The organism is Vreelandella malpeensis, from assembly GCF_020622355.1.
GTDB classification, from domain to species: domain Bacteria; phylum Pseudomonadota; class Gammaproteobacteria; order Pseudomonadales; family Halomonadaceae; genus Vreelandella; species Vreelandella malpeensis.
In genome coordinates this window covers 1-18,681 of record NZ_WHVL01000003.1, presented here as the reverse complement: position 1 = coordinate 18,681, position 18,681 = coordinate 1, and the positions used below count along the sequence as shown (strand labels likewise).

The 18,681-nt window shown below is 65.5% G+C and carries 17 protein-coding genes and 1 rRNA gene; 5 read left to right on the top strand and 13 right to left on the bottom strand.

The window, feature by feature from the left end:
* Window position 1: 1 nt before the first annotated feature.
* From pcnB to dksA, 6 genes are all read right to left on the bottom strand, one after another.
* Window positions 2-1,390, bottom strand: a complete 1,389-nt coding sequence (gene pcnB, locus GEV37_RS08345; RefSeq protein WP_227389790.1) for a polynucleotide adenylyltransferase PcnB — start codon at window positions 1,388-1,390, stop codon at window positions 2-4.
* A gap of 851 nt (window positions 1,391-2,241) precedes the next feature.
* Complete coding sequence (locus GEV37_RS08340) at window positions 2,242-3,606, bottom strand: sigma-54-dependent transcriptional regulator (RefSeq protein WP_227389789.1); 1,365 nt, start codon at window positions 3,604-3,606, stop codon at window positions 2,242-2,244.
* Window positions 3,584-6,529 (bottom strand): ATP-binding protein, encoded by a 2,946-nt coding sequence (locus tag GEV37_RS08335; protein WP_227389788.1) that lies wholly within the window; start codon window positions 6,527-6,529, stop codon window positions 3,584-3,586. The genes GEV37_RS08340 and GEV37_RS08335 overlap by 23 nt, the downstream gene beginning before the upstream one ends.
* Complete coding sequence (locus tag GEV37_RS08330) at window positions 6,519-6,695, bottom strand: hypothetical protein (protein WP_227389787.1); 177 nt, start codon at window positions 6,693-6,695, stop codon at window positions 6,519-6,521. Before GEV37_RS08330 ends, GEV37_RS08335 begins: the two co-directional genes overlap by 11 nt.
* A gap of 1 nt (window position 6,696) precedes the next feature.
* On the bottom strand, window positions 6,697-7,596 hold the full coding sequence (gene gluQRS, locus GEV37_RS08325) for a tRNA glutamyl-Q(34) synthetase GluQRS (RefSeq protein ID WP_227389786.1): 900 nt from the start codon (window positions 7,594-7,596) through the stop codon (window positions 6,697-6,699).
* Window positions 7,597-7,687: 91 nt separating this feature from the next.
* Window positions 7,688-8,125: an RNA polymerase-binding protein DksA gene (gene dksA, locus GEV37_RS08320; protein WP_227389785.1), complete on the bottom strand. Its 438-nt coding sequence runs from the start codon at window positions 8,123-8,125 to the stop codon at window positions 7,688-7,690.
* A gap of 181 nt (window positions 8,126-8,306) precedes the next feature.
* Here dksA and GEV37_RS08315 point away from each other — a divergent pair, with 181 nt between their 5' ends.
* Together GEV37_RS08315 and sfsA are read left to right on the top strand one after the other, a co-directional pair.
* A complete protein-coding gene (locus GEV37_RS08315; protein WP_227389784.1) occupies window positions 8,307-9,467 on the top strand; it encodes an aminotransferase class I/II-fold pyridoxal phosphate-dependent enzyme in 1,161 nt (386 codons plus the stop codon).
* Window positions 9,464-10,195, top strand: a complete 732-nt coding sequence (gene sfsA / locus GEV37_RS08310) for a DNA/RNA nuclease SfsA (RefSeq protein ID WP_227389783.1) — start codon at window positions 9,464-9,466, stop codon at window positions 10,193-10,195. Before GEV37_RS08315 ends, sfsA begins: the two co-directional genes overlap by 4 nt.
* Here sfsA and metW read toward each other — a convergent pair.
* From metW to GEV37_RS08285, 5 genes are all read right to left on the bottom strand, one after another.
* Window positions 10,192-10,785, bottom strand: coding sequence for a methionine biosynthesis protein MetW (metW, locus tag GEV37_RS08305; RefSeq protein WP_227390120.1), 594 nt, complete (start codon window positions 10,783-10,785; stop codon window positions 10,192-10,194). The two genes, sfsA and metW, sit on opposite strands and share 4 nt — an antisense overlap.
* On the bottom strand, window positions 10,785-11,981 hold the full coding sequence (gene metX / locus GEV37_RS08300; protein WP_227389782.1) for a homoserine O-succinyltransferase MetX: 1,197 nt from the start codon (window positions 11,979-11,981) through the stop codon (window positions 10,785-10,787). Before metX ends, metW begins: the two co-directional genes overlap by 1 nt.
* A 69-nt stretch (window positions 11,982-12,050) precedes the next feature.
* On the bottom strand, window positions 12,051-12,644 hold the full coding sequence (locus GEV37_RS08295; protein WP_227389781.1) for a YggT family protein: 594 nt from the start codon (window positions 12,642-12,644) through the stop codon (window positions 12,051-12,053).
* Window positions 12,645-12,692: 48 nt separating this feature from the next.
* Window positions 12,693-13,517, bottom strand: a complete 825-nt coding sequence (gene proC / locus GEV37_RS08290; RefSeq protein ID WP_227389780.1) for a pyrroline-5-carboxylate reductase — start codon at window positions 13,515-13,517, stop codon at window positions 12,693-12,695.
* Window positions 13,518-13,571: 54 nt separating this feature from the next.
* Window positions 13,572-14,291 (bottom strand): YggS family pyridoxal phosphate-dependent enzyme, encoded by a 720-nt coding sequence (locus GEV37_RS08285; protein WP_227389779.1) that lies wholly within the window; start codon window positions 14,289-14,291, stop codon window positions 13,572-13,574.
* Between the two features lie 32 nt (window positions 14,292-14,323).
* Here GEV37_RS08285 and GEV37_RS08280 point away from each other — a divergent pair, with 32 nt between their 5' ends.
* Window positions 14,324-15,361, top strand: coding sequence for a type IV pilus twitching motility protein PilT (locus GEV37_RS08280; protein ID WP_227389778.1), 1,038 nt, complete (start codon window positions 14,324-14,326; stop codon window positions 15,359-15,361).
* Window positions 15,362-15,382: 21 nt separating this feature from the next.
* On the opposite strand, the gene GEV37_RS08275 is transcribed toward GEV37_RS08280, so the two are convergent.
* Window positions 15,383-16,528, bottom strand: coding sequence for an anhydro-N-acetylmuramic acid kinase (locus GEV37_RS08275; protein ID WP_227389777.1), 1,146 nt, complete (start codon window positions 16,526-16,528; stop codon window positions 15,383-15,385).
* Window positions 16,529-16,640: 112 nt separating this feature from the next.
* On the opposite strand from GEV37_RS08275, the gene tyrS reads away from it, so the two are divergent.
* Entirely contained in the window at window positions 16,641-17,840 is a 1,200-nt protein-coding gene (tyrS, locus tag GEV37_RS08270; RefSeq protein ID WP_227389776.1) for a tyrosine--tRNA ligase, read from the top strand.
* On the opposite strand, the gene GEV37_RS08265 is transcribed toward tyrS, so the two are convergent.
* Entirely contained in the window at window positions 17,816-18,124 is a 309-nt protein-coding gene (locus GEV37_RS08265) for a hypothetical protein (protein WP_227389775.1), read from the bottom strand. The two genes, tyrS and GEV37_RS08265, sit on opposite strands and share 25 nt — an antisense overlap.
* A gap of 188 nt (window positions 18,125-18,312) precedes the next feature.
* Here GEV37_RS08265 and GEV37_RS08260 point away from each other — a divergent pair.
* A 16S ribosomal RNA gene (locus GEV37_RS08260) occupies window positions 18,313-18,681 on the top strand; the annotation flags it as partial.

Genomic DNA, 18,681 nt, shown 5'->3' with positions numbered 1-18,681 from the left:
CTCACTGATCAAACTTGCGCGGCGGCTTGCGGCGCTTCTTGCGCCGCCGGTCGCCCTGGCTTGCCGGGTCGCCGCCGACCTTCTGCAGCAGGCGGCGCTGCTCGTGTTCGTCGCCGTGCTGGAACGTTTCCCACCAGTCGCCCAAACCGCGCGACAGTTCACCGGCCTGTTCTCGCAGCAGCAGCAGGTCGAAGGCGGCGCGAAAGCGCGGGTGCTCGCGGGTCTGAAAGGCGCGCTTGCCGCGCCGCATGGGCAGCCGGGCCTGCAGCTCCCAGATTTCGCGCATCGGCATGCCGAAACGCTTGGGAATCGAGACGTGCTGGAGCTGGCGAGCGCTGACCTGCTGCGTGGCGAGCTGCAGTGCCGGTACGGCAGGCATGCCTTCGCTTTCGAGCGCCGCTGCTTGCAGAGCCACCGGGCCCCATAAAAACGCCGCGAACAGAAACGCCGGAGTGACCGGGCGCTCCTCGGCGATGCGCTTGTCGGTATTGATCAGCGCCTGCTCGATCAGTGCCTCGACCCAAGGCTCGTCGGCCATGGCCTCTTCGGCCTCGGGGAACAGCATCCCGAACAGGCCGTAGTAGCTCAAAAGCTGGAAGGTCACGAGCCCATGCCCGGACATGAACAGCTTCAGCGCCTCGTCGAACAGCCGCGCCGGCGGAATCTGCAAAAGCAACGGCGCGAGCTCGAACATCGGCGCTTCGGTGTCCGGGGCGATCTCGAAATCGAGCTTGGCAGCGAAGCGCACCGCGCGCAGCATGCGCACAGGATCCTCGCGGTAGCGGGTCGCCGGATCGCCGATCAGGCGCAGGGTACGGGCGTTGATGTCGCCGATACCGCCGGCGAAATCGTGCAGCGAGAAGTCGGCGATGCTGTAGTAGAGGGCGTTGACAGTGAAGTCGCGGCGCAGCGCATCCTCTTCGATGCTGCCCCAGACGTTGTCACGCAGCAACAGGCCGTCGTCGGACTGATGGGCGATATTCTCGCCATGCTCGTCTTGCGGCTTGCCGCGGAAGGTGGTCACCTCGATCACTTCGCGGCCGAAGCGCACGTGCACGATGCGAAAGCGTCGCCCGATCAACCGCGAGTTGCGAAACAGGTCGCGCACCTGCTCGGGCGTGGCGTCGGTGGCCACGTCGAAATCCTTCGGCATCTTGCCGAGCAGCGCATCGCGAATGCACCCGCCCACCAGATAGGCACCGTAGCCTGCGCCGTCCAGACGGTAGAGCACCTTCAAGGCGGCATCGCTGATCTGCTGTCGAGAAATGGGATGCTCGGAGCGAGGGATGATCTGCAGCGCTGGCGCCTTGGCGGGGCTCTGCGGGGAGGCGGGCGGGGTCTTCACTTGCTCTCCCGAACCAGGAAAAAAGCGGGTAAGTCCTCTAAACATGCGTCGATATCGACTCGCGGTTAATCAGAATAAGTAGGTTCACAAGGGCAATGATAAATGATAAGTCGCTGAGTGTAGCCGACCCTTATACGCCTTGCAAAGCGTCCCAATAAGGTTTGTACGAGGTGCGTTCGAAAAAGGCATGCTCTGGACGCGGAAAGGGGAGGCTAAGATAGCCTCCCCTGTCAATTGGGTAAATCAGCATCCGTGCTGCTGTTTTTCTTCATGATGGCACATCGCCCTGAATACGCACCGCAGTCAGCAAGATTGTACTTACTTGGCTCCGACCGCCTCGTATTCAAAACAATAATCCAACCGCGAACTTCTCTCTCCCGGCGAGTTGTTGTTGGCTCCGGGCTGTACACTTCGAGCGTTTGTTCTTGTTGGCTGCTCGACCCGTGTACGTCGCGTCCTTTTTCGGGCTCTTGCTGGCTGTTGTTGTTCTTGTCGAACGCCCACTTGGGGCGTCAGCAAGTGGCGAGACTCAAGCCGTTATCGTTGTGTTCTGCTTCATCTCACTCTTCGCACCTTATTGTTGTTATGGCGAAGCGTTCGCGGTGTGGGTTGTTCTTGTTGTTGCCACCGCTGCCCGTTTTCTATTTTTCTTACCCAGTAATACTGCACTGCGCGTGCCACTTATGAAAAAAACAAGCTATTTCATCTGTTTGTGAATTAATGCGTGTGCCAGGATGATGTGCGCTCGAAAAGTGTTACCCGAAAAACGCCGTTTTTTAACCCGCGTGGGTGGGACGGTAACAGCGCCGAAACCCTCGATTTCATAAACATTTCTTATTCAAATCAGGCTATTGGACGTTGGTCGTAGAAGGTGCGCGTGGGGGCGACGAATGCACTCAATTGGGGCGTTTGGACGTCTTCTTGCGCGGTATGCCCAGGCGCTGGCGCCTTTCCCACAGGCTCTTGCGGCTGATGCCAAGCTTATGGGCGAGCTCGGTCTCGCTCATCTGATCCTGATGCTCGAGCACGAAATGCTGGAAATAATCCTCCAGCGACAGATCCTCTTCATCGTCGTCAAGCGGTACCGACTCGGGGGCGAGGGCAGCGGGGCGGTGCACGATCGGCCCTAGGCCCAGGTCGTCCGGGTGGATCAGGTGGCCTTCGGCCAGGATCACGCCACGCTCCAGGGCGTTTTCAAGTTCGCGCACGTTTCCCGGCCAGGGGTAGTCCTGAAGGTCCTGGCGGGCCGCACGTGAGAGCTTGAGACCGGGGCGCTCGTGGCGCTTGCAGGCTTTTTCGAGCAGGATATCGGCGATCTTGAGCACGTCCTGCTCGCGTTCGCGAAGCGGCGGCAAGGCGATCTGCATGACGTTGAGGCGGTAGTAAAGGTCGAGGCGAAACTCGCCGCTTCGGGAAAGCGCGCGTAGATCGCGGTGGGTCGCGGTGATCAGGCGCACGTCGACATGGCGGGTCTCGACCGAGCCGATCTTGCGAATTTCGCCTTCCTGAAGCACGCGCAGAAGCCGCGCCTGAGCATCGAGCGGCAGCTCGCCGATCTCGTCGAGAAACAGCGTGCCACCGTCGGCGGCCTCGACCAGCCCGGTACGGGACGCACTCGCGCCGGTGAAGGCACCTTTCTCATGACCGAACAGTTCGGATTCGATCAGCGTTTCGGGGATCGCCGCGCAGTTCACGCAGATCAACGGAGCCTTGGCACGCTTGCTCTGCTGGTGCAGCGCACGAGCGACCAGTTCCTTGCCGGTGCCGGACTCGCCCTGGATCAGCACGCTGACGTCCGCCGGTGCGGTCTTGCGAATGCGCGTGTAGACCTGCTGCATCGCCGCGCAGTCGCCGATCATGGTCTGGCGGGTGCCGCGCTCATCGGTGATCGCCGGGGCGACGTCCCGGGCCTGGGCGCGCTTGTGCAGGATGCGCTCGACGGTCTCGAGCAGTTCGGTGTGATCGAAGGGCTTGGCGACGTAGTCCACCGCGCCCTGCTTGAGCGCCTCGATGGCCGAGCGCATGCTGGCGTAGCTGGTCATGATCAGCACCGGCGCCGGGGCGGCGGCGTCGATCAGCACGGTGCCCGGCTCGCCGGGCAGGCGCAGGTCGCTGATGATCAGGTCGAACTCGGCGAGCGCGAGTGGCGCGGCCTCCTCGACGCTCGGTGCCTCGACGACGTCGTAGCCGCTGCGCTCCAGAAGACGTTTCAGGGCGCTGCGAATAATCGTTTCGTCTTCAACAATCAGTATCCTGGCCATGTAGGGGGCGATCATCCTGTGGGTAAAGCGGCAGCCAGAGCGTAATGGCAGTGCCGCGCGACCGGCCGCTCGGCGGGGAGGCGCATTCGATCCGGCCCTGGTGCTCGTTGATAATCTGGTAGGCGACCGAAAGCCCGAGCCCGGTGCCTTCGCCCGGCGGCTTGGTAGTGGTGAAGGGCTCGAACAGGTGATCCTTCACGCTGGGCGCGATGCCCTCGCCATCGTCGGTCACTCGCCACCAGGCGTAGCCGCCCTGCTCGCCGGCCTCGATGATCACCTTGCCGCCCGCCTTGCAGGCGTCCCGGGCATTGCCGAGCAGGTTGACCATCACTTGGGTCAGGCGCTGGGCGTCGCCCTTGACGACAACATGGCCAGGGCTTGCGTTGAGAAAGCCGACATCCTCTCCCGAGCGGGCTAGGTGGATCAAGTGTAGCGCATCGTCGCCGATCGCCTTGAGCGCCACCGCCTCGGTCGGTGCCGGCAGCGCCTGGCGTCCGCCGTGGGCGAAGCCCACCAAGGCGTTGACGATGCGCGTCACGCGCTGGGTGAGTTGTTGGATATGGTCGGCGGTTTCCAGCAGCGCCGGGTCGCTGGTGTCGAAACGCAGGTTCTGGGCCAGCGACGAGATGCCGGTGATCGGGTTTCCGATTTCGTGGGCGACCCCGGCGGCGAGCTGGCCGATCGAGGCGAGCCGCGCGGCGTGCACCAGCTCCTCTTCCAGCCACTTCATCTCGGTGTGATCCTCGACCAGGATCACGCTGCCGCCGCGGCTGTCGAGCCCGCTCAGGGTGGCCTGCTGCAGGGTCAGAAAGCAGTCCCGGCCGTGAAGCCTGGCGGGCTGCTTGTAGAGCGGCGTATGGGGTGCCTCGAGCACGCCGGCCAGCAGTGCCGGCCAGGGGGCAGGCAGGCTGTCGCGGCGCGAGCCGACCACGCTGTCGCCGGGGATTCCGGAGAGCTCGGCCAGCGCCTGGTTCCATAGCGTGATCTCGCCGTCGTCACCGAGCACGCAGAGTCCGACCGGCAGGTGGGCGAGGGTCTGACGGTGATGGCGGCGCAACCCGTCGAGCTCGCGGGCAAGGCCGGTCAGCCGCGACCGGTAGGCTTCGAGCCGGCTTTCGACGAAATGAATGTCGTCGGTGCCCGAGGTCTCGTCGTGGCGGTAGGGCAGGTAGCGGTCGACGATGTCGCGGGCCACCGATGGGCCCATCAACCCGGACAGGTTCGCCTGGATGCGATCGCGCAGGCGGCGCAGGGCGTAGGGGCGGCGCTCGTCGAGCGTCAGGTTCAGCGCCTTGAGCGCCCGGGTGACCTCGCGGCCGGCGGCCTCGTCGCCCAGCGCCCCGGCCAGATGCTGGGTGAAGTCACCGGCGGTGGCGGCTTCCAGAGGCAGGCGCTTGGAGCGGATCACCGCATCCACCGAGCACGCCTCGGCGGCGGAGTGCTCGCCGCCGGAAGTGCGGGTGAACAGCGACATGACGATCAGGAGCACGATGTTCACCGAAAGCGAAATCAGCGTGGTGGTGTACCAGCTCGGCGCATCGACGGGCATCATGTCGAGAAACGGCAGGCGTGGGAGAGGTGTGGCGAGCAGCAGCGGCAGCCACAGACCCCACAACCAGACCAGGGTCCCGCCGACAAGCCCCGCCACCATGCCGTTGCGGTTGGCGCCGGGCCAGTAGAGCAGCGCCAGCATGCCGGGCAGGCACTGGGCAATGCCGACGAAGGCGGCCAGGCCCAAGTCGGTGAGCGAATGGTGGCGGCTGACGCCCTCGGCGAACAGCCAGCCGCCGGCCACCACGCCTACCATCAGCGCCCGGCGCAGCCACAACAGCCAGCCGTAGAGGTTGCTGCGGGCCTCCGGCGGACGGGCGACGAGCACCACGTGGTTGAGCACCATGCCCGACAGCGCGATCGCCATCACCATCATGGTGCCGCTGGCTGCCGCCAGGCCTGCCAGAAAGGCGAGCGCCCCGACCCAAGGGTTGGTCGAGAGCAGAAACGCCGCGTAGGCGGTGATCGATATCTCGCCGTGCTGGGCCTGGGCGGCCCACCAGATCAGCGGTATCGGCAGCGCCATCAGCAGCAGGAACAGTGGCAGCGTCCAGCTCGCCTGCAACAGCGTATGGCGCGACAGGTTCTCGGCGAAGGTGAGCTGGAAAAGATGCGGCATCAACAAGGCGGCGGCAAAGAACAGCAAGAGCAGGGTGCGCCACTGGGCAGGGTCGAGCTTGGGCGTCGCCGCCTGGGCCGCCGCTCCCGGCCCGTCGAGCCACTGCTGCAGATCCTGAGGGCCGCTGAATACTCCCCACAGGGCGATGGCGCCGAGGGCGAGCAGGGCGGTGAGCTTGATCAGCGACTCCAGCGCGATGACGCTGAGCAGGGTGTCGTGACGCTGCTGGTGGCGGTGGCGAGCGCCGAACAGGATCGCCCCCAGGGTGACGAAGGCGCAGAAGACGAACGTGGCCACTTCGCTGTAGCGGCTGTGGGTCAGGTGAAAGGTCGCCTCGCTCAGCGTCTTCACCTGGATGCCCAGCAGCGGCAGCACCGCCACCAGACTCAAAAGCGTCACCAGCGATCCTACCCAGCGCGAGCGAAAGCGAAACGCGAACAGATCGGCAAGCGAGGCGAGCTGGTAGGTGCGGGTGATGCGCTGAACGGGCACCAGCAGCACCGGCGCCAGCAAGAACACGCCCGCCGCGCCGAGGTAGTAGGCAAGATAGCCAAACCCCGCTTCAGCAGCGAGCTCGACGCTGCCGTAGATCGCCCAGGCGCTGGCATAGAGCCCCAGCGCCAGGGTGTAGACCAGCGGGTGGCGGGTGACGCGCACGGGAATCAGGCCGCGCTCCACCGCAAGTCCCGCCCCCAGCAGCAGGGTGAAGTAACCAAGGCCGAGCACGATGACGCCCAGAAGCTCAACGCTCATCCAGTTTCCTTTTCTGTTCGAGCCACAGGGTGAGCGCGATCAGCCCGCCCCAGATCACGAAGGGGCGATACCAGACGGTGCCGGGCTCGCCCCAGCCATCCATCAGCACCGGCGAGAGCAGGTAGCCGCCGAAGACCAGAAACAGCACCAGTCGATAGACGTACATGTCAGTCTTCCTCGGGCAAGGGCCGCTCTCTGAGCGGGCGAAGGTGCTCCGGGCGCCAGTGGCCCACCGCCCACTCGAGCTGGCGGGCGGGCGAGGCATCCGCGAGATCCGCAGGCGGCGCCTGGTCGAGGGCGGTGATTGCCTGGAACAGCGCCAGGCGTACCGCATCGGGGTGGCACGCGAGCGCCGGGGCCAGGTTCTGCTTGGAGAGCTTCTGTCCCTCGCGCGTGACGATCAACGGCAGATGCAGGTAGCGCGGCACCGGGTAGCCGAGCGCTGCCTGGAGCTGGCCCTGCCAGGGCGTGTTGTCGAGCAGGTCGACCCCGCGCACGATATCGCTCATGCCCTGCTCGGCGTCGTCGACCACCACGGCGAGCTGGTAGGCCCACAGCCCCTCCTTGCGCTTCAGGACCACGTCGCCAAGCTCGGCAGGGTCGAAGCGCTGCTCGCCGAACAGCCGGTCCTGCCAGTAGATGGGGCGCCGGGCGAGATCGCTGCGCAGCCGCCAGGCCACGGGCTTGCCGGGCTCGCAAAGCCCCTCGCGGCACCAGCCGGGGTAGACGGCGTACGCCTGCCACTGCTTGCGCGAACAGCTACACGGGTAGGCAAGGCCCCGTTCGATCAGTTGCTCGAGGGCGTGCTGATAGGCCTCGTGGCGCCGGCTTTGGTAGACCACCGGGCCGTCCCAATGCAGCCCGAAGGCCTCGAGCTGGGCCAGGATGGTGTCTGCCGCCCCTTCGGGGCAGCGCGGCGGGTCGATGTCCTCGATCCGCAGGTGCCACTCGCCGCCGGCGGCGCGGGCGTCGAGGTAGCTGCCGAGGGCGGCGATCAGCGAACCGAAGTGCAGCGGGCCGGAGGGCGTGGGTGCAAAGCGGCCACGATAGCGAGAGGAGGTGTCCATGGCGCCCATGATGAGTCAGGTGGAAGGGGGCGGCAAGCCACGAAAACGGGCACGCGAAGGTGCCCGTTCGAGAAGTGCGATCAAACGTCGATTAGCCGCCCAGCTGCTTCTCCTTGAGCTCGGCCAGGGTCTTGCAGTCCACGCATAGGGTAGCGGTGGGGCGCGCTTCCAACCGGCGAATGCCGATCTCGACGCCGCAGGCCTCGCAGAAGCCGTAGTCGTCCTCGTCGATCTTCTCGATGGTCTCGTTGATCTTCTTCAGAAGTTTACGCTCGCGATCCCGGGTGCGCAGCTCCAGGCTGAAGCCCTCTTCCTGGGTCGCGCGGTCGGCCGGGTCGGCGTAGTTGTTGGCGTCTTCCTGCAGGTGGCGCACCGTGCGGTCCACCTCTTCCATGAGGTCTTGCTTCCAGTCGAGAAGCAGCTGGCGAAAGTGCGCAAGCTGCTTGTCGTTCATGTACTCTTCACCCGGTGCCGGCTGGTACGGAGTAAAGGATTTGGACGCTTCCGGTTTCTGTTCCGCTACTGGCATGGGAGTGCCCCCTACTTATGTGACTGTCGATCGACCGTGACGACGCCACGATGTCACGCCAAAGGGATGCTTGTTTAGCCTAAATCGACGCACCTTGCAAGCATAATGGTCGTCATTAGACGATAGTTCTACTGCCTGCCGCCGCCGCGCACTTCAACCGTTCGATCATCAAGGAGCCCGCATGGGTTGGAATCCACGCCTTGAGCAGGTGGCGCCGTTTCGCGTCATGCACCTGCTGGAAATGGCCCAGGCCCGCGAGGCCCTGGGCTTTGATGTCATCCACCTGGAAGTGGGCGAGCCCGACTTCCCCACGCCGGCGCCGATCGTCGCTGCCGGCCAGCAGGCGCTGGCCGACGGGCGTACCCGCTACACGCCGGCGGCGGGGCTGCCCGCGCTGCGCGAGGCGATCAGCGGTCACTACCGTGATCACTTCGGCGCCCGCGTCGATCCTGCGCGCATCATCGTCACCCCCGGTGCCTCCGGGGCGCTGCTGCTGGCAAGTCAACTTCTGGTGAGCGGCGGCGACCGGGTGCTGATGGCCGATCCCAACTACCCCTGCAACCGCCACTTCATGGCGCTGGCCGGCGCCGAGATCGACGCGGTCCCGGTGGGCCGCGAGACCGGCTGGCAGCTCGACGCTACACTGATCGAGCGCCACTGGCAGCCGGCCACGCGCCTGGCCATGCTCGCCTCGCCGTCGAACCCGACCGGCCACACCCTGAACCGGACCGCGCTTGCCGGCGTGTGCGAGGCAGTGGCGGCGCGCGGCGGGGAACTGCTGGTCGACGAGATCTACCAAGGGCTCAACTTCGACGATGCGCCGCTCTCGACCGCGGCGCTCTCCCATGATGCCTTCGTGGTCAACAGCTTCTCCAAGTACTTCGGCATGACCGGCTGGCGCTTGGGCTGGCTGGTAGCGCCGGAGCGTGCGGTCGAGCCCTTGACGAGGCTTGCCCAGAACGTCTTTCTGGCCGCGCCGACGCCATCCCAGCACGCCGCGCTCGCCGCCTTCACGCCGGAGTGTCGGGAAGAGCTCGAAGCGCGCCGGGCGACCTTGAAGGCGCGCCGCCAGGTGCTGCTCGATGGCCTCGCGGCGCTGGGGCTCGCCCCGGACGTCGCGCCCCAGGGAGCGTTCTACGTCTGGCTCGACATCTCTCGCTACAGCGACGACAGCCAGGCGTTCTGCCAGCGGCTGCTCGAGGAGGAGAATGTGGCGATCACTCCGGGGGTGGACTTCGCCGTCGAGGGCGGCGAGCGCTTCGTGCGCATCGCCTTCACCGCAGAAGTCGCGCGCCTCGAGGAGGCGCTGGTGCGCCTGGCTCGCTTCGTGGCGCGTTCATGATCGCCTACCAGGGCCTGGTGCCGGGTGTGCTGCTGCGCCGCTACAAGCGCTTCTTCGCCGACGTGCGCCTGGATGACGGGCGCGAGGTGACCGCCCACTGCCCCAACACCGGCTCGATGAAAAGCGTCAACGTGCCGGGCTGCCGGGTGTGGCTCTCGCCAAGCGACAATCCCAAGCGCAAGCTCGCCTGGACCTGGGAGCTGATCGAGCTGCCGAATGAAAACGGCGGGATAGCGCTTGCCTCGATTCACACCGGGCGTGCCAACCGCATCGTCGAGGCGGCGCTGGCCGCCGGCAGGCTCGACGCGCTAGCGGGCTACAATACGCTGCGCCGCGAGGTGAAGGTGGATGATTCGCGGCTCGACTTTCTGCTCGAGGACACGGCGAGCGGGCGGCGCGCCTATCTCGAGGTCAAGCAGGTCACGCTCCTGGAGGACGATGGGCTGGGCTACTTTCCGGCCTCCGTCAGCACTCGCGGGCTCAAGCACCTGCAGTCTCTCGAAGCGCTTGCCCACCAGGGCGAGCGCGCGGTGCTGGTGTTCTGCGTGGCGCGCCAGGGCATCGAAAGTGTTGGCCCCGCCACCCACATCGACCCGGCCTACGCCGCCGGTTTTCATGCCGCCGTGACCCACGGGGTCGAGGTGCTGGCCTACGCCATCAATGTCGGGTGGGAGGCGGGCGCACCCTCGTCGGTGTTCATCGAGCGGCCCGTGAGCGTGCGCCTCTAGCGACGGCGCACGCGAAACACAGCGATCTCGCCGAACAGGTTCGGCCACCACCGGGAGGTCCAGTGGCCGCGATGCTCGCCCACGCCTACGGCACGGTCGACGATCACCAGGCCCTTCTCGCGGCACAGCTGCTCGAAGTCGTTGAAGGTGGAGAGGTGAATGTTGGGCGTGTCGTACCAGGCGTGGGGCAGCGACTTCGAGACCGGCATGTAGCCGCGCAGGCCCAGATACACCCGGTGGCGCCAGTAGGCGAAGTTGGGGAAGGTGATGATCCCTTCGTTGGCCACTCTGAGCATCTCGTCGAGCATTCTGTCCGGGCGGCGCAGCGCCTGCAGCGCCTGGGTCATGATCACCTGGTCGTAGCTCTGGTCGCAGAAGTTGCCCAGCCCGTCGTCGAGGTCATGCTCGATCACCGAGACCCCGCGCGCCACGCACTCGGTGATGCCGGCGGGGTCGATCTCGAGCCCGTAGCCAGTCACGCCCTTCTCGCGGCCCAGGCGTTCGAGCAGCGCGCCGTCGCCGCAGGCCAGGTCCAGCACGTGGGCGTCATGTGGCACCCAGTCGACGATCAGCTCGTGGTCAGTACGCATCATGCCTGGGTCTCCGTGCGGGGGGCGGCCAGGCCGAGATCGCCCGCTGCGCGCGTCATGAAGGCGTCGAACACCGCCTCGTAGCGTGGCTCGGGCAGCAAGAAGGCGTCGTGGCCGTGGGGAGATTCGATGTTGGCGTAGCTGACCGGCTTGCCGGCGCGGATCAGCGCATCGACCAGCTCCCTGGAGCGCGAGGGCGGAAAGCGCCAGTCGGTGGTGAAACTCACGATCAGAAACGGACACTGGGCCGGCGCCAGCGCGCAGGCGAGATCGCCGTCGCAGGCCGCCGAGGGGTCGAAGTAGTCCAGCGCCTTGGTCATCAACAGGTAAGTGTTGGCATCAAACGCGGTGGAGAAGGTGTCGCCCTGATAGCGCAGGTAGGACTCCACCTGGAACTCCACGTCGAAGCCGAAGTTCAGGTCGTCGGCCCTGAGGTCGCGGCCGAACTTGCTGCCCATGGCGTCTTCGGAAAGATAGGTGATGTGGCCCACCATGCGCGCAAGCTTCAAGCCCCGTTTGGGCACCGTGTCGTGCTCGGCGTACCAGCCGCCGTGAAACTCCGGGTCCGAGCGGATCGCCTGGCGGGCGACCTCGTTGAAGGCGATGTTCTGCGCCGAGAGCCGCGGGGTGGCGGCGATGATCACCGCGTTGGCGACCCGCTCGGGGTGGGTGATCGTCCACTGCAGCACCTGCATGCCGCCAAGGCTTCCGCCGACGAGGGCAGCGAAGCGCTCGATGCCGAGATGGTCGGCGAGGCGCGCCTGGCTTGCCACCCAGTCGCTCACCGTCACCAGGGGAAAGTCGGGCCCCCACTGGCGCCCGGTCGCCGGGTTGTGACTCACGGGGCCGGTGCTTCCATGGCAGCCGCCGAGGTTGTTGAGCGAGACGACGAAGAAGCGGTCGGTGTCGATCGGCTTGCCCGGGCCGATGTGGGCGTCCCACCAGCCGGGCTTGGTGTCGTCCGGATGATGGTAGCCGGCGGCGTGGTGGTGCCCCGACAGCGCATGGCAGATCAGCACGGCGTTGGTGCGCTCGGCATTGAGCGTGCCGTAGGTCTCGAAAATCAGCTCGAACTCGGGAAGCTCCCGCCCGCAGGCCAGCGGCAGGGGCGTGTCGAACTTGGCGACGTGGGGCGTGACCAGGCCGACGGAGTTCGCCGGCCGGCCCGCGCCGGGTCGCGTGTCTGAATCAGGCATCGAAGGCGTCTATCCTGCGGTGAATGGGTGTCGAAGGCGCTCGGCGGACACGGCCCGGTCGGTGCGCGCTCAAAGCCCCACCAGTGCGCCGGGAGCGCCAGCCTGGCGAATCAGCGAGCCCACCACCAGACCATCGATCAGGTTGATGGCGATGAACACCACGATGGGCGAGAGATCGATCATGCCCAGCGGCGGGATCACCCGGCGCACGGGCGCCATGATCGGCTCCACCAGTTGCATGACCAGAAGCGCCCCCGGATGGCTGGCGTTGGGCGCGACCCAGCTCAGGATGATCATCACGATCAGAGCGAAGAAGTAGATCTTCAAGATGGCGTTGGCGAGTGCCGCGATGCCGGCAATCACCAGTTGCACCACCGGCGGCATGCCGATACCGAACAGCATGAAGATGGCGACGATGCTCACGACCTTGAGCACGAAGGCCGCGGCGAGCGTGGCCAGGTCGAAGCGTCCGGCGACCGGTCCCAGAAAACTCTGGAAGGGGCCGACCACCGGCTGGGTGATCTTGACCACCGACTGGCTCAGCGGATTGTAGTAGTCCGCGCGCGAGGCTTGCAGCAGAAAGCGCAGCATCAGCAGGAATAAATATATGTTGATCAGGGTGTTGACTAGCATCAACCCGGCGCTACCCACTTGGCTGCCCATTGCTTGCGTCTCCGTTACGTTGAATCGTGCTGGGTGTTCTGGTGCGGATCAGTCCGCGCTCAGCTCGTTGGCCATCTCGGCGGCGCGCCGGGCGCAGGCCTGCATGGCGCCCTTTATCGTGTCGCGCAGCTGGGCGTCTTCCAAGTGGGCGATCGCCCGCTCGGTGGTGCCGCCGGGCGACATGACGTTGCGCTTGAGCGTGGCCGGATCGTGCTTGCTCTGGCCGGCCATGGTGGCCGCGCCCAGCGCGGTCTGGATCGCCAGGCGCCGCGCGGTAGCGGCGGAGAGTCCCTGGGCGACGCCGGCCTCTTCCATCGCCTCGAACATCAGAAAGAAGTAGGCCGGCGCACTGCCCGAAACCGCCGTCACCGCGTCCAGAAGCGACTCCTGCTCCACCCACTCGACGATGCCCACCGCTTCCATGAGCTCCGTGGCCAACGCGCGCTGGGCATCCGACACCGCCGGGTTGGCGAAGAGGCCGCTGGCGCCGACGCCGACCAGTGACGGCGTATTGGGCATGCAGCGTACCAGCGCCGTACCGCCGCCGAGCCAGCCGTCGATTGTAGCGGCTTCGAGGCCTGCGGCAATCGAAACGATCAGCGGTTTGTAGGCCTGCACGGCCTCGGCAAGCGGCGCACACACGCTCTTCATGATCTGCGGCTTGACCGCGAGGATCACCACATCGGCGCCCTTCACCGCCTCGACGTTGTCGGTCTGGGTGTGGATCCCGAGCCGCTCGCGAAGCGGAGCGAGCCCGTCATCGCTCGGCGCGGTGGCGGTGATGCTCGAGGGGCTTACGCCGCTGTCGAGCAGTCCGCCGATGATCGCCTTGGCCATGTTGCCCGCGCCGATGAAGGTGATGGTGTTCGCCATGGAAAATCCTTTGTCGTGAAAATGGGCCGCGCGGGGCGGCGGGTGCGTCGTGGCTCAGGTAGTGCCTTCAGGCTTGGCCGGGCGCGCGCCGAAGATCGCGCTGCCCAAGCGTACCAGAGTGGCGCCCTCCATGACGGCGGCCTCCAGGTCATCGCTCATGCCCATCGAGAGCGTGTCGAGCGGCGCCTCGGGCAGTGCCTCCTGGAGCTCGCGCAAAAGCGCCTGCAGCGCGGCGAAGGACACGCGCTGCTCTGTGATGTTCGTGGCCGGCGCGGGAATCGCCATCAGCCCGCGCAGCGCGAGCCCCGGGAGTGTGGCGACTGCCCGGGCCAGCGCCAGGGTGTCTTCGGGGGCGACGCCGGACTTGCTCGGCTCGCGGCTTACGTTGACCTGCAGGCAGACGTTGAGCGGCGGCAGGTGCGCGGGGCGCTGCTCGCTCAGGCGCCGGGCGATCTTTTCGCGCTCGATGCTGTGCATCCAGGCGAAGTGCTCGGCCACCGCGCGGGTCTTGTTTGACTGCAGCGGGCCGATGAAATGCCACTCGATGTCGTCAAGATCCGTAAGGGCCTGCTGCTTGTCGAGCGCTTCCTGCAGGTAGTTCTCGCCGAAGGCGCGCTGGCCGTGGTGCCACGCGTCGCGCAGCATCGACGCCGGCTTGGTCTTGCTGACCGCCAGCAGCCGGGCGCCGCTCGCCGGACGCCCGGCGGCGTCGAGGGCGCGGGCAAGACGTGCCCGCGCCTGTTCCAAGGATTCGCCTAGCGCGATCTCTGTCATACTGAAGGTCCTCATACCGCCGGGGAAGAGAGATGGATATTACCGAACTGCTGGCATTCTCGGCAAAGCAGAATGCATCCGACTTGCACTTGAGCGCCGGCCTTGCGCCGATGATCCGGGTCGATGGCGACATCCACCGCCTCAACGTGCCCGCGATGACGCACAAGGAGGTGCTCGCGCTGATCCATGCGGTCATGAACGAGCGCCAGCGCCGCGAGTTCGAGGAGCATTTGGAGACCGACTTCTCCTACGCGCTGCCCAAGGTGGCACGCTTTCGGGTCAACGCCTTTCACCAGGCGCGCGGCGCTGGTGCGGTGTTTCGCACCATCCCGAGCGAGGTGCTGTCGATGCAGGCGCTGGGCCTGGGTGAAGTGTTCGAGCGCCTGGCGATGCTGCCACGCGGCCTGGTGCTGGTGACCGGGCCCACCGGGTCGGGCAAGAGCACCACGCTCGCGGCGCTGATCGATTTCATCAACGAGCACCGCTTCGAGCATATCCTCACCATCGAGGACCCGGTCGAGTTCGTGCACGACAGCAAGCGCTGTCTGGTCAACCAGCGTGAGGTGCACCGCGATACCCACAGCTTCACCAATGCCTTGAGGAGCGCGCTGCGCGAGGATCCGGACGTGATCATGGTGGGCGAGCTTCGCGATCTGGAGACGATCCGGCTGGCGCTGACCGCGGCGGAAACCGGGCATCTGGTGTTCGCCACGCTGCACACCACCTCGGCGGCGAAGACCATCGATCGGATCATCGACGTCTTCCCTGGCGAGGAGAAGTCCATGGTGCGCTCGATGCTCTCGGAGTCGCTGCAGGCGGTGGTGGCACAGACGCTGTTGAAGCAGCAGGGCGGCGGGCGCGTGGCGGCCCACGAGATCCTGATCGCCACCTCGGCGGTGCGCAACCTGATCCGCGAGGACAAGGTCGCCCAGATCTACTCGGCGATGCAGACCGGGGTGAACTTAGGGATGCAGACGCTGAACGCCTCGCTGACGGCGCTGGTCAAGCAGGGCAAGGTGAGTTTCGAGGAGGCCCAGACTCGCGCCAACGGCGTGCTCACCAAGCCCTGAGGGCCGAGCCGCGAGCGTGCCTCAGGCGGCGAAGAGGCCGCCGAGCACCCGGGGGCCGCGCGCGCCGGTGACCGAGGGCAGGTTGCCGGGCAGGCCTTCCAGGCGCCGATGGGCGAGCCAGGCGAAGGCGCCGGCCTCGATCCAGTCCTCCGGCCAGCCGAAGGCGGCGGGAGAAGTAAGCGTGGCGTTGGGCAGGTGGTGGGCCAGCCGGCTCATCAGATGCGCGTTGTGGGCGCCGCCGCCGCCGGTGATCAGCGTGATGGGTGGGGCGTCGGGCAGGAGTGCATCGATGGCCCGGGCCACGCTCACGGCGGTCAGCTCGGCAAGCGTTGCCTGCACATCGACCGCGCGCTCTTCGCCGCTCAGGTGAGCGTCGAGCCACGCCTCGTGAAACAGCTCGCGCCCGGTGCTGCGCGGCGGCGCGAGCGCGAAGAAGGGCTCCTCCAGCAGGTGAGTAAGCAGCGTCTCGTCCACCCGGCCGCGCTTCGCCCAGGCACCGTCCTCATCGAAGCGGGCCGTGGAGGTGGCGACGTGACGCGCGAACCAGGCATCCATCAACACGTTGGCGGGGCCGGTGTCGAAACCGAGTACCGGTGCGGCGGGGTCGGCGGGCAACCAGGTGACGTTGGCGATACCGCCGAGGTTGAGAATCAGACGTTCGGCGTGCTCGCCGTCGAACAGCGCCTGATGAAACGCCGGGGCGAGCGGCGCAGCCTGGCCGCCGGCGGCGAGGTCGCGACGGCGAAAGTCCGCCACCACGGCAAGGCCGGTGAGTTCCGCCAGCAGGCTCGGGTTGTCGAGCTGCAGCGTGTAGGCCGGGCCACCGGCGTGGCCCTCGGGGGCGTGCTCGATGGTCTGGCCGTGGCTGCCGATGGCACGAACCTCCTCCGGCGCCACGCCCGCCTCTTTCAACAGCGCAGTGACGGCGCGGGCCTGCAGCGCGCAGAACGTGGCCTCGGCGTGGGCAAGCTCGGCAAAGCGGGCGTGCTCCGCGTGGCAAAGAGTCAGCAGCGCCTGGCGAAGAGCCACCGGCATCGGCTCGGCATGGGTGGCGATAAGCCGGGGGGGCGCCTCCGGCGTTATTTCGACCAGGGCGGCATCGATGCCGTCGAGGCTGGTGCCGGACATCAGACCGACGTAGAGCGAGGTGGGGTTTGCGTTGTTCATGAAGCGTCATCCAGGACGGTGAAGTCTCAACCGGGAACGGTTGGCATGGTAACATTGCCGGCTATGTATCATCCGTGCCCCGGGCGGGCAAAGCTTAGAGTGGAGAGAGGCAATGAGTGAGCTGGATCAGGCGCTGGCACTGCTGACGCGGGGAACGCACGAAATCCTGGTGGAAGACGAGCTGAAAAAGAAGCTCGCCTCCGGGCGCAAGCTGCGCATCAAGGCGGGCTTCGATCCCACCGCGCCGGACCTGCACCTCGGTCACAGCGTACTGCTCACCAAGATGCGCCAGTTTCAGGATCTGGGCCATACCGTGATCTTTCTGATCGGCGACTTCACCGGACGCATCGGTGATCCGACCGGCAAGAACGTCACCCGCAAACCGCTCACCGAAGCCGACGTCAAGGCCAACGCCGAAACCTACAAGGAGCAGGTGTTCAAGATCCTCGATCCCGAGAAGACCGAGGTGCGCTTCAACGCCGAGTGGTTCGGCGAACTGACCGCCGCCAAGATGATCGAGTTGGCAGCGAAAAGCACCGTGGCGCGCATGCTCGAGCGTGACGACTTCGAGAAGCGTTACAAGGCCAACCAGCCGATCGCGATTCACGAGTTCCTTTACCCGCTGGTGCAGGGCTACGACTCCGTGGCCCTGGAAGCCGATATCGAACTGGGGGGTACCGATCAGAAGTTCAACCTGTTGATGGGGCGCGAAATCCAGAAGCACTTCGGTCAGGAGCCGCAGGTGGTCATCACCATGCCGTTGCTCGAGGGTCTGGACGGCGTGCAGAAGATGTCCAAGTCGCTCGGCAACTATGTGGGCGTCGACGAGGCGCCGGGGTCGATGTTCAACAAGCTCGTCTCCATGCCGGACAGCCTCATGTGGCGCTACTTCGAGCTGCTGTCGCTGAAATCCAACGACGAGATCGATGCACTCAAGCAAGGCGTCGAGCAGGGCGCCAACCCGCGCGACGTCAAGATGGAGCTCGCCCGCGAGCTGATCGCCCGCTACCACGGCGAGGAAGCAGCGGCTAATGCGCACAAGTCCGCCGGCAATCAGCTGGCCGATGGCGAGCTGCCGGAAGACCTGCCCGAGGTCGATGTCGATTTCGAGGGCGCCGAGACCGCGCCGATCGCCACCGTGCTCAATCGCTCCGAGCTCACCAAGAACAGCGCTCAGGCCAAGGACATGCTCAAGAACGGCAGCGTCAAGGTCGATGGCGAGGTGGTGGCGCCCAGCACCATGCTGCCCACCGGCAAGGCCTACGTTATTCAGGCGGGCAAGAAGCGTTACGCCCGTGTGACGTTGAAGTGATTCTTTTCTGAAAAACCCCTTGCACTCCCGGCAGCGAATCCGTAAAGTACGCATCCGCTGCCGGGGACGCCCAGCGTCGCCAGCGGTGAAGAAGGGTAAAACCTTCGGTTTGTCAGGAGGTTAGCGAGATGTTCGAGGCTGACGTCCACCGCGAAAATCAGCGGTTGACAAACACCATGGAATGCGTAGAATACGCCTTCCTCGCTGAGGCAAGCGGCTCCGGTCATCGAGCCAATGTCGAGCTTCAGCGAATCGCTCTTTAAAAATATGATCAGGTAATTCATGTGGGCGTTTGCCGATGAGGGTGACAAGTCACCAAATATCAAGGCAGACGAACACGGCGATACTCTTCCTAGCGCTACTTTTTAGTAGCGCTGTGGAATCAGTATCACAGTAACTTCGTTTGAACCTTGAGCCAAGTTTGATCCGCTTTTGTTGTCTTCGGATGACACGTAAGGATTACATCGATCTTAAACTGAAGAGTTTGATCATGGCTCAGATTGAACGCTGGCGGCAGGCTTAACACATGCAAGTCGAGCGGTAACAGGGGTAGCTTGCTACCCGCTGACGAGCGGCGGACGGGTGAGTAATGCATAGGAATCTGCCCGGTAGTGGGGGATAACCTGGGGAAACCCAGGCTAATACCGCATACGTCCTACGGGAGAAAGGGGGCTCCGGCTCCCGCTATCGGATGAGCCTATGTCGGATTAGCTGGTTGGTGGGGTAACGGCCCACCAAGGCGACGATCCGTAGCTGGTCTGAGAGGATGATCAGCCACATCGGGACTGAGACACGGCCCGAACTCCTACGGGAGGCAGCAGTGGGGAATATTGGACAATGG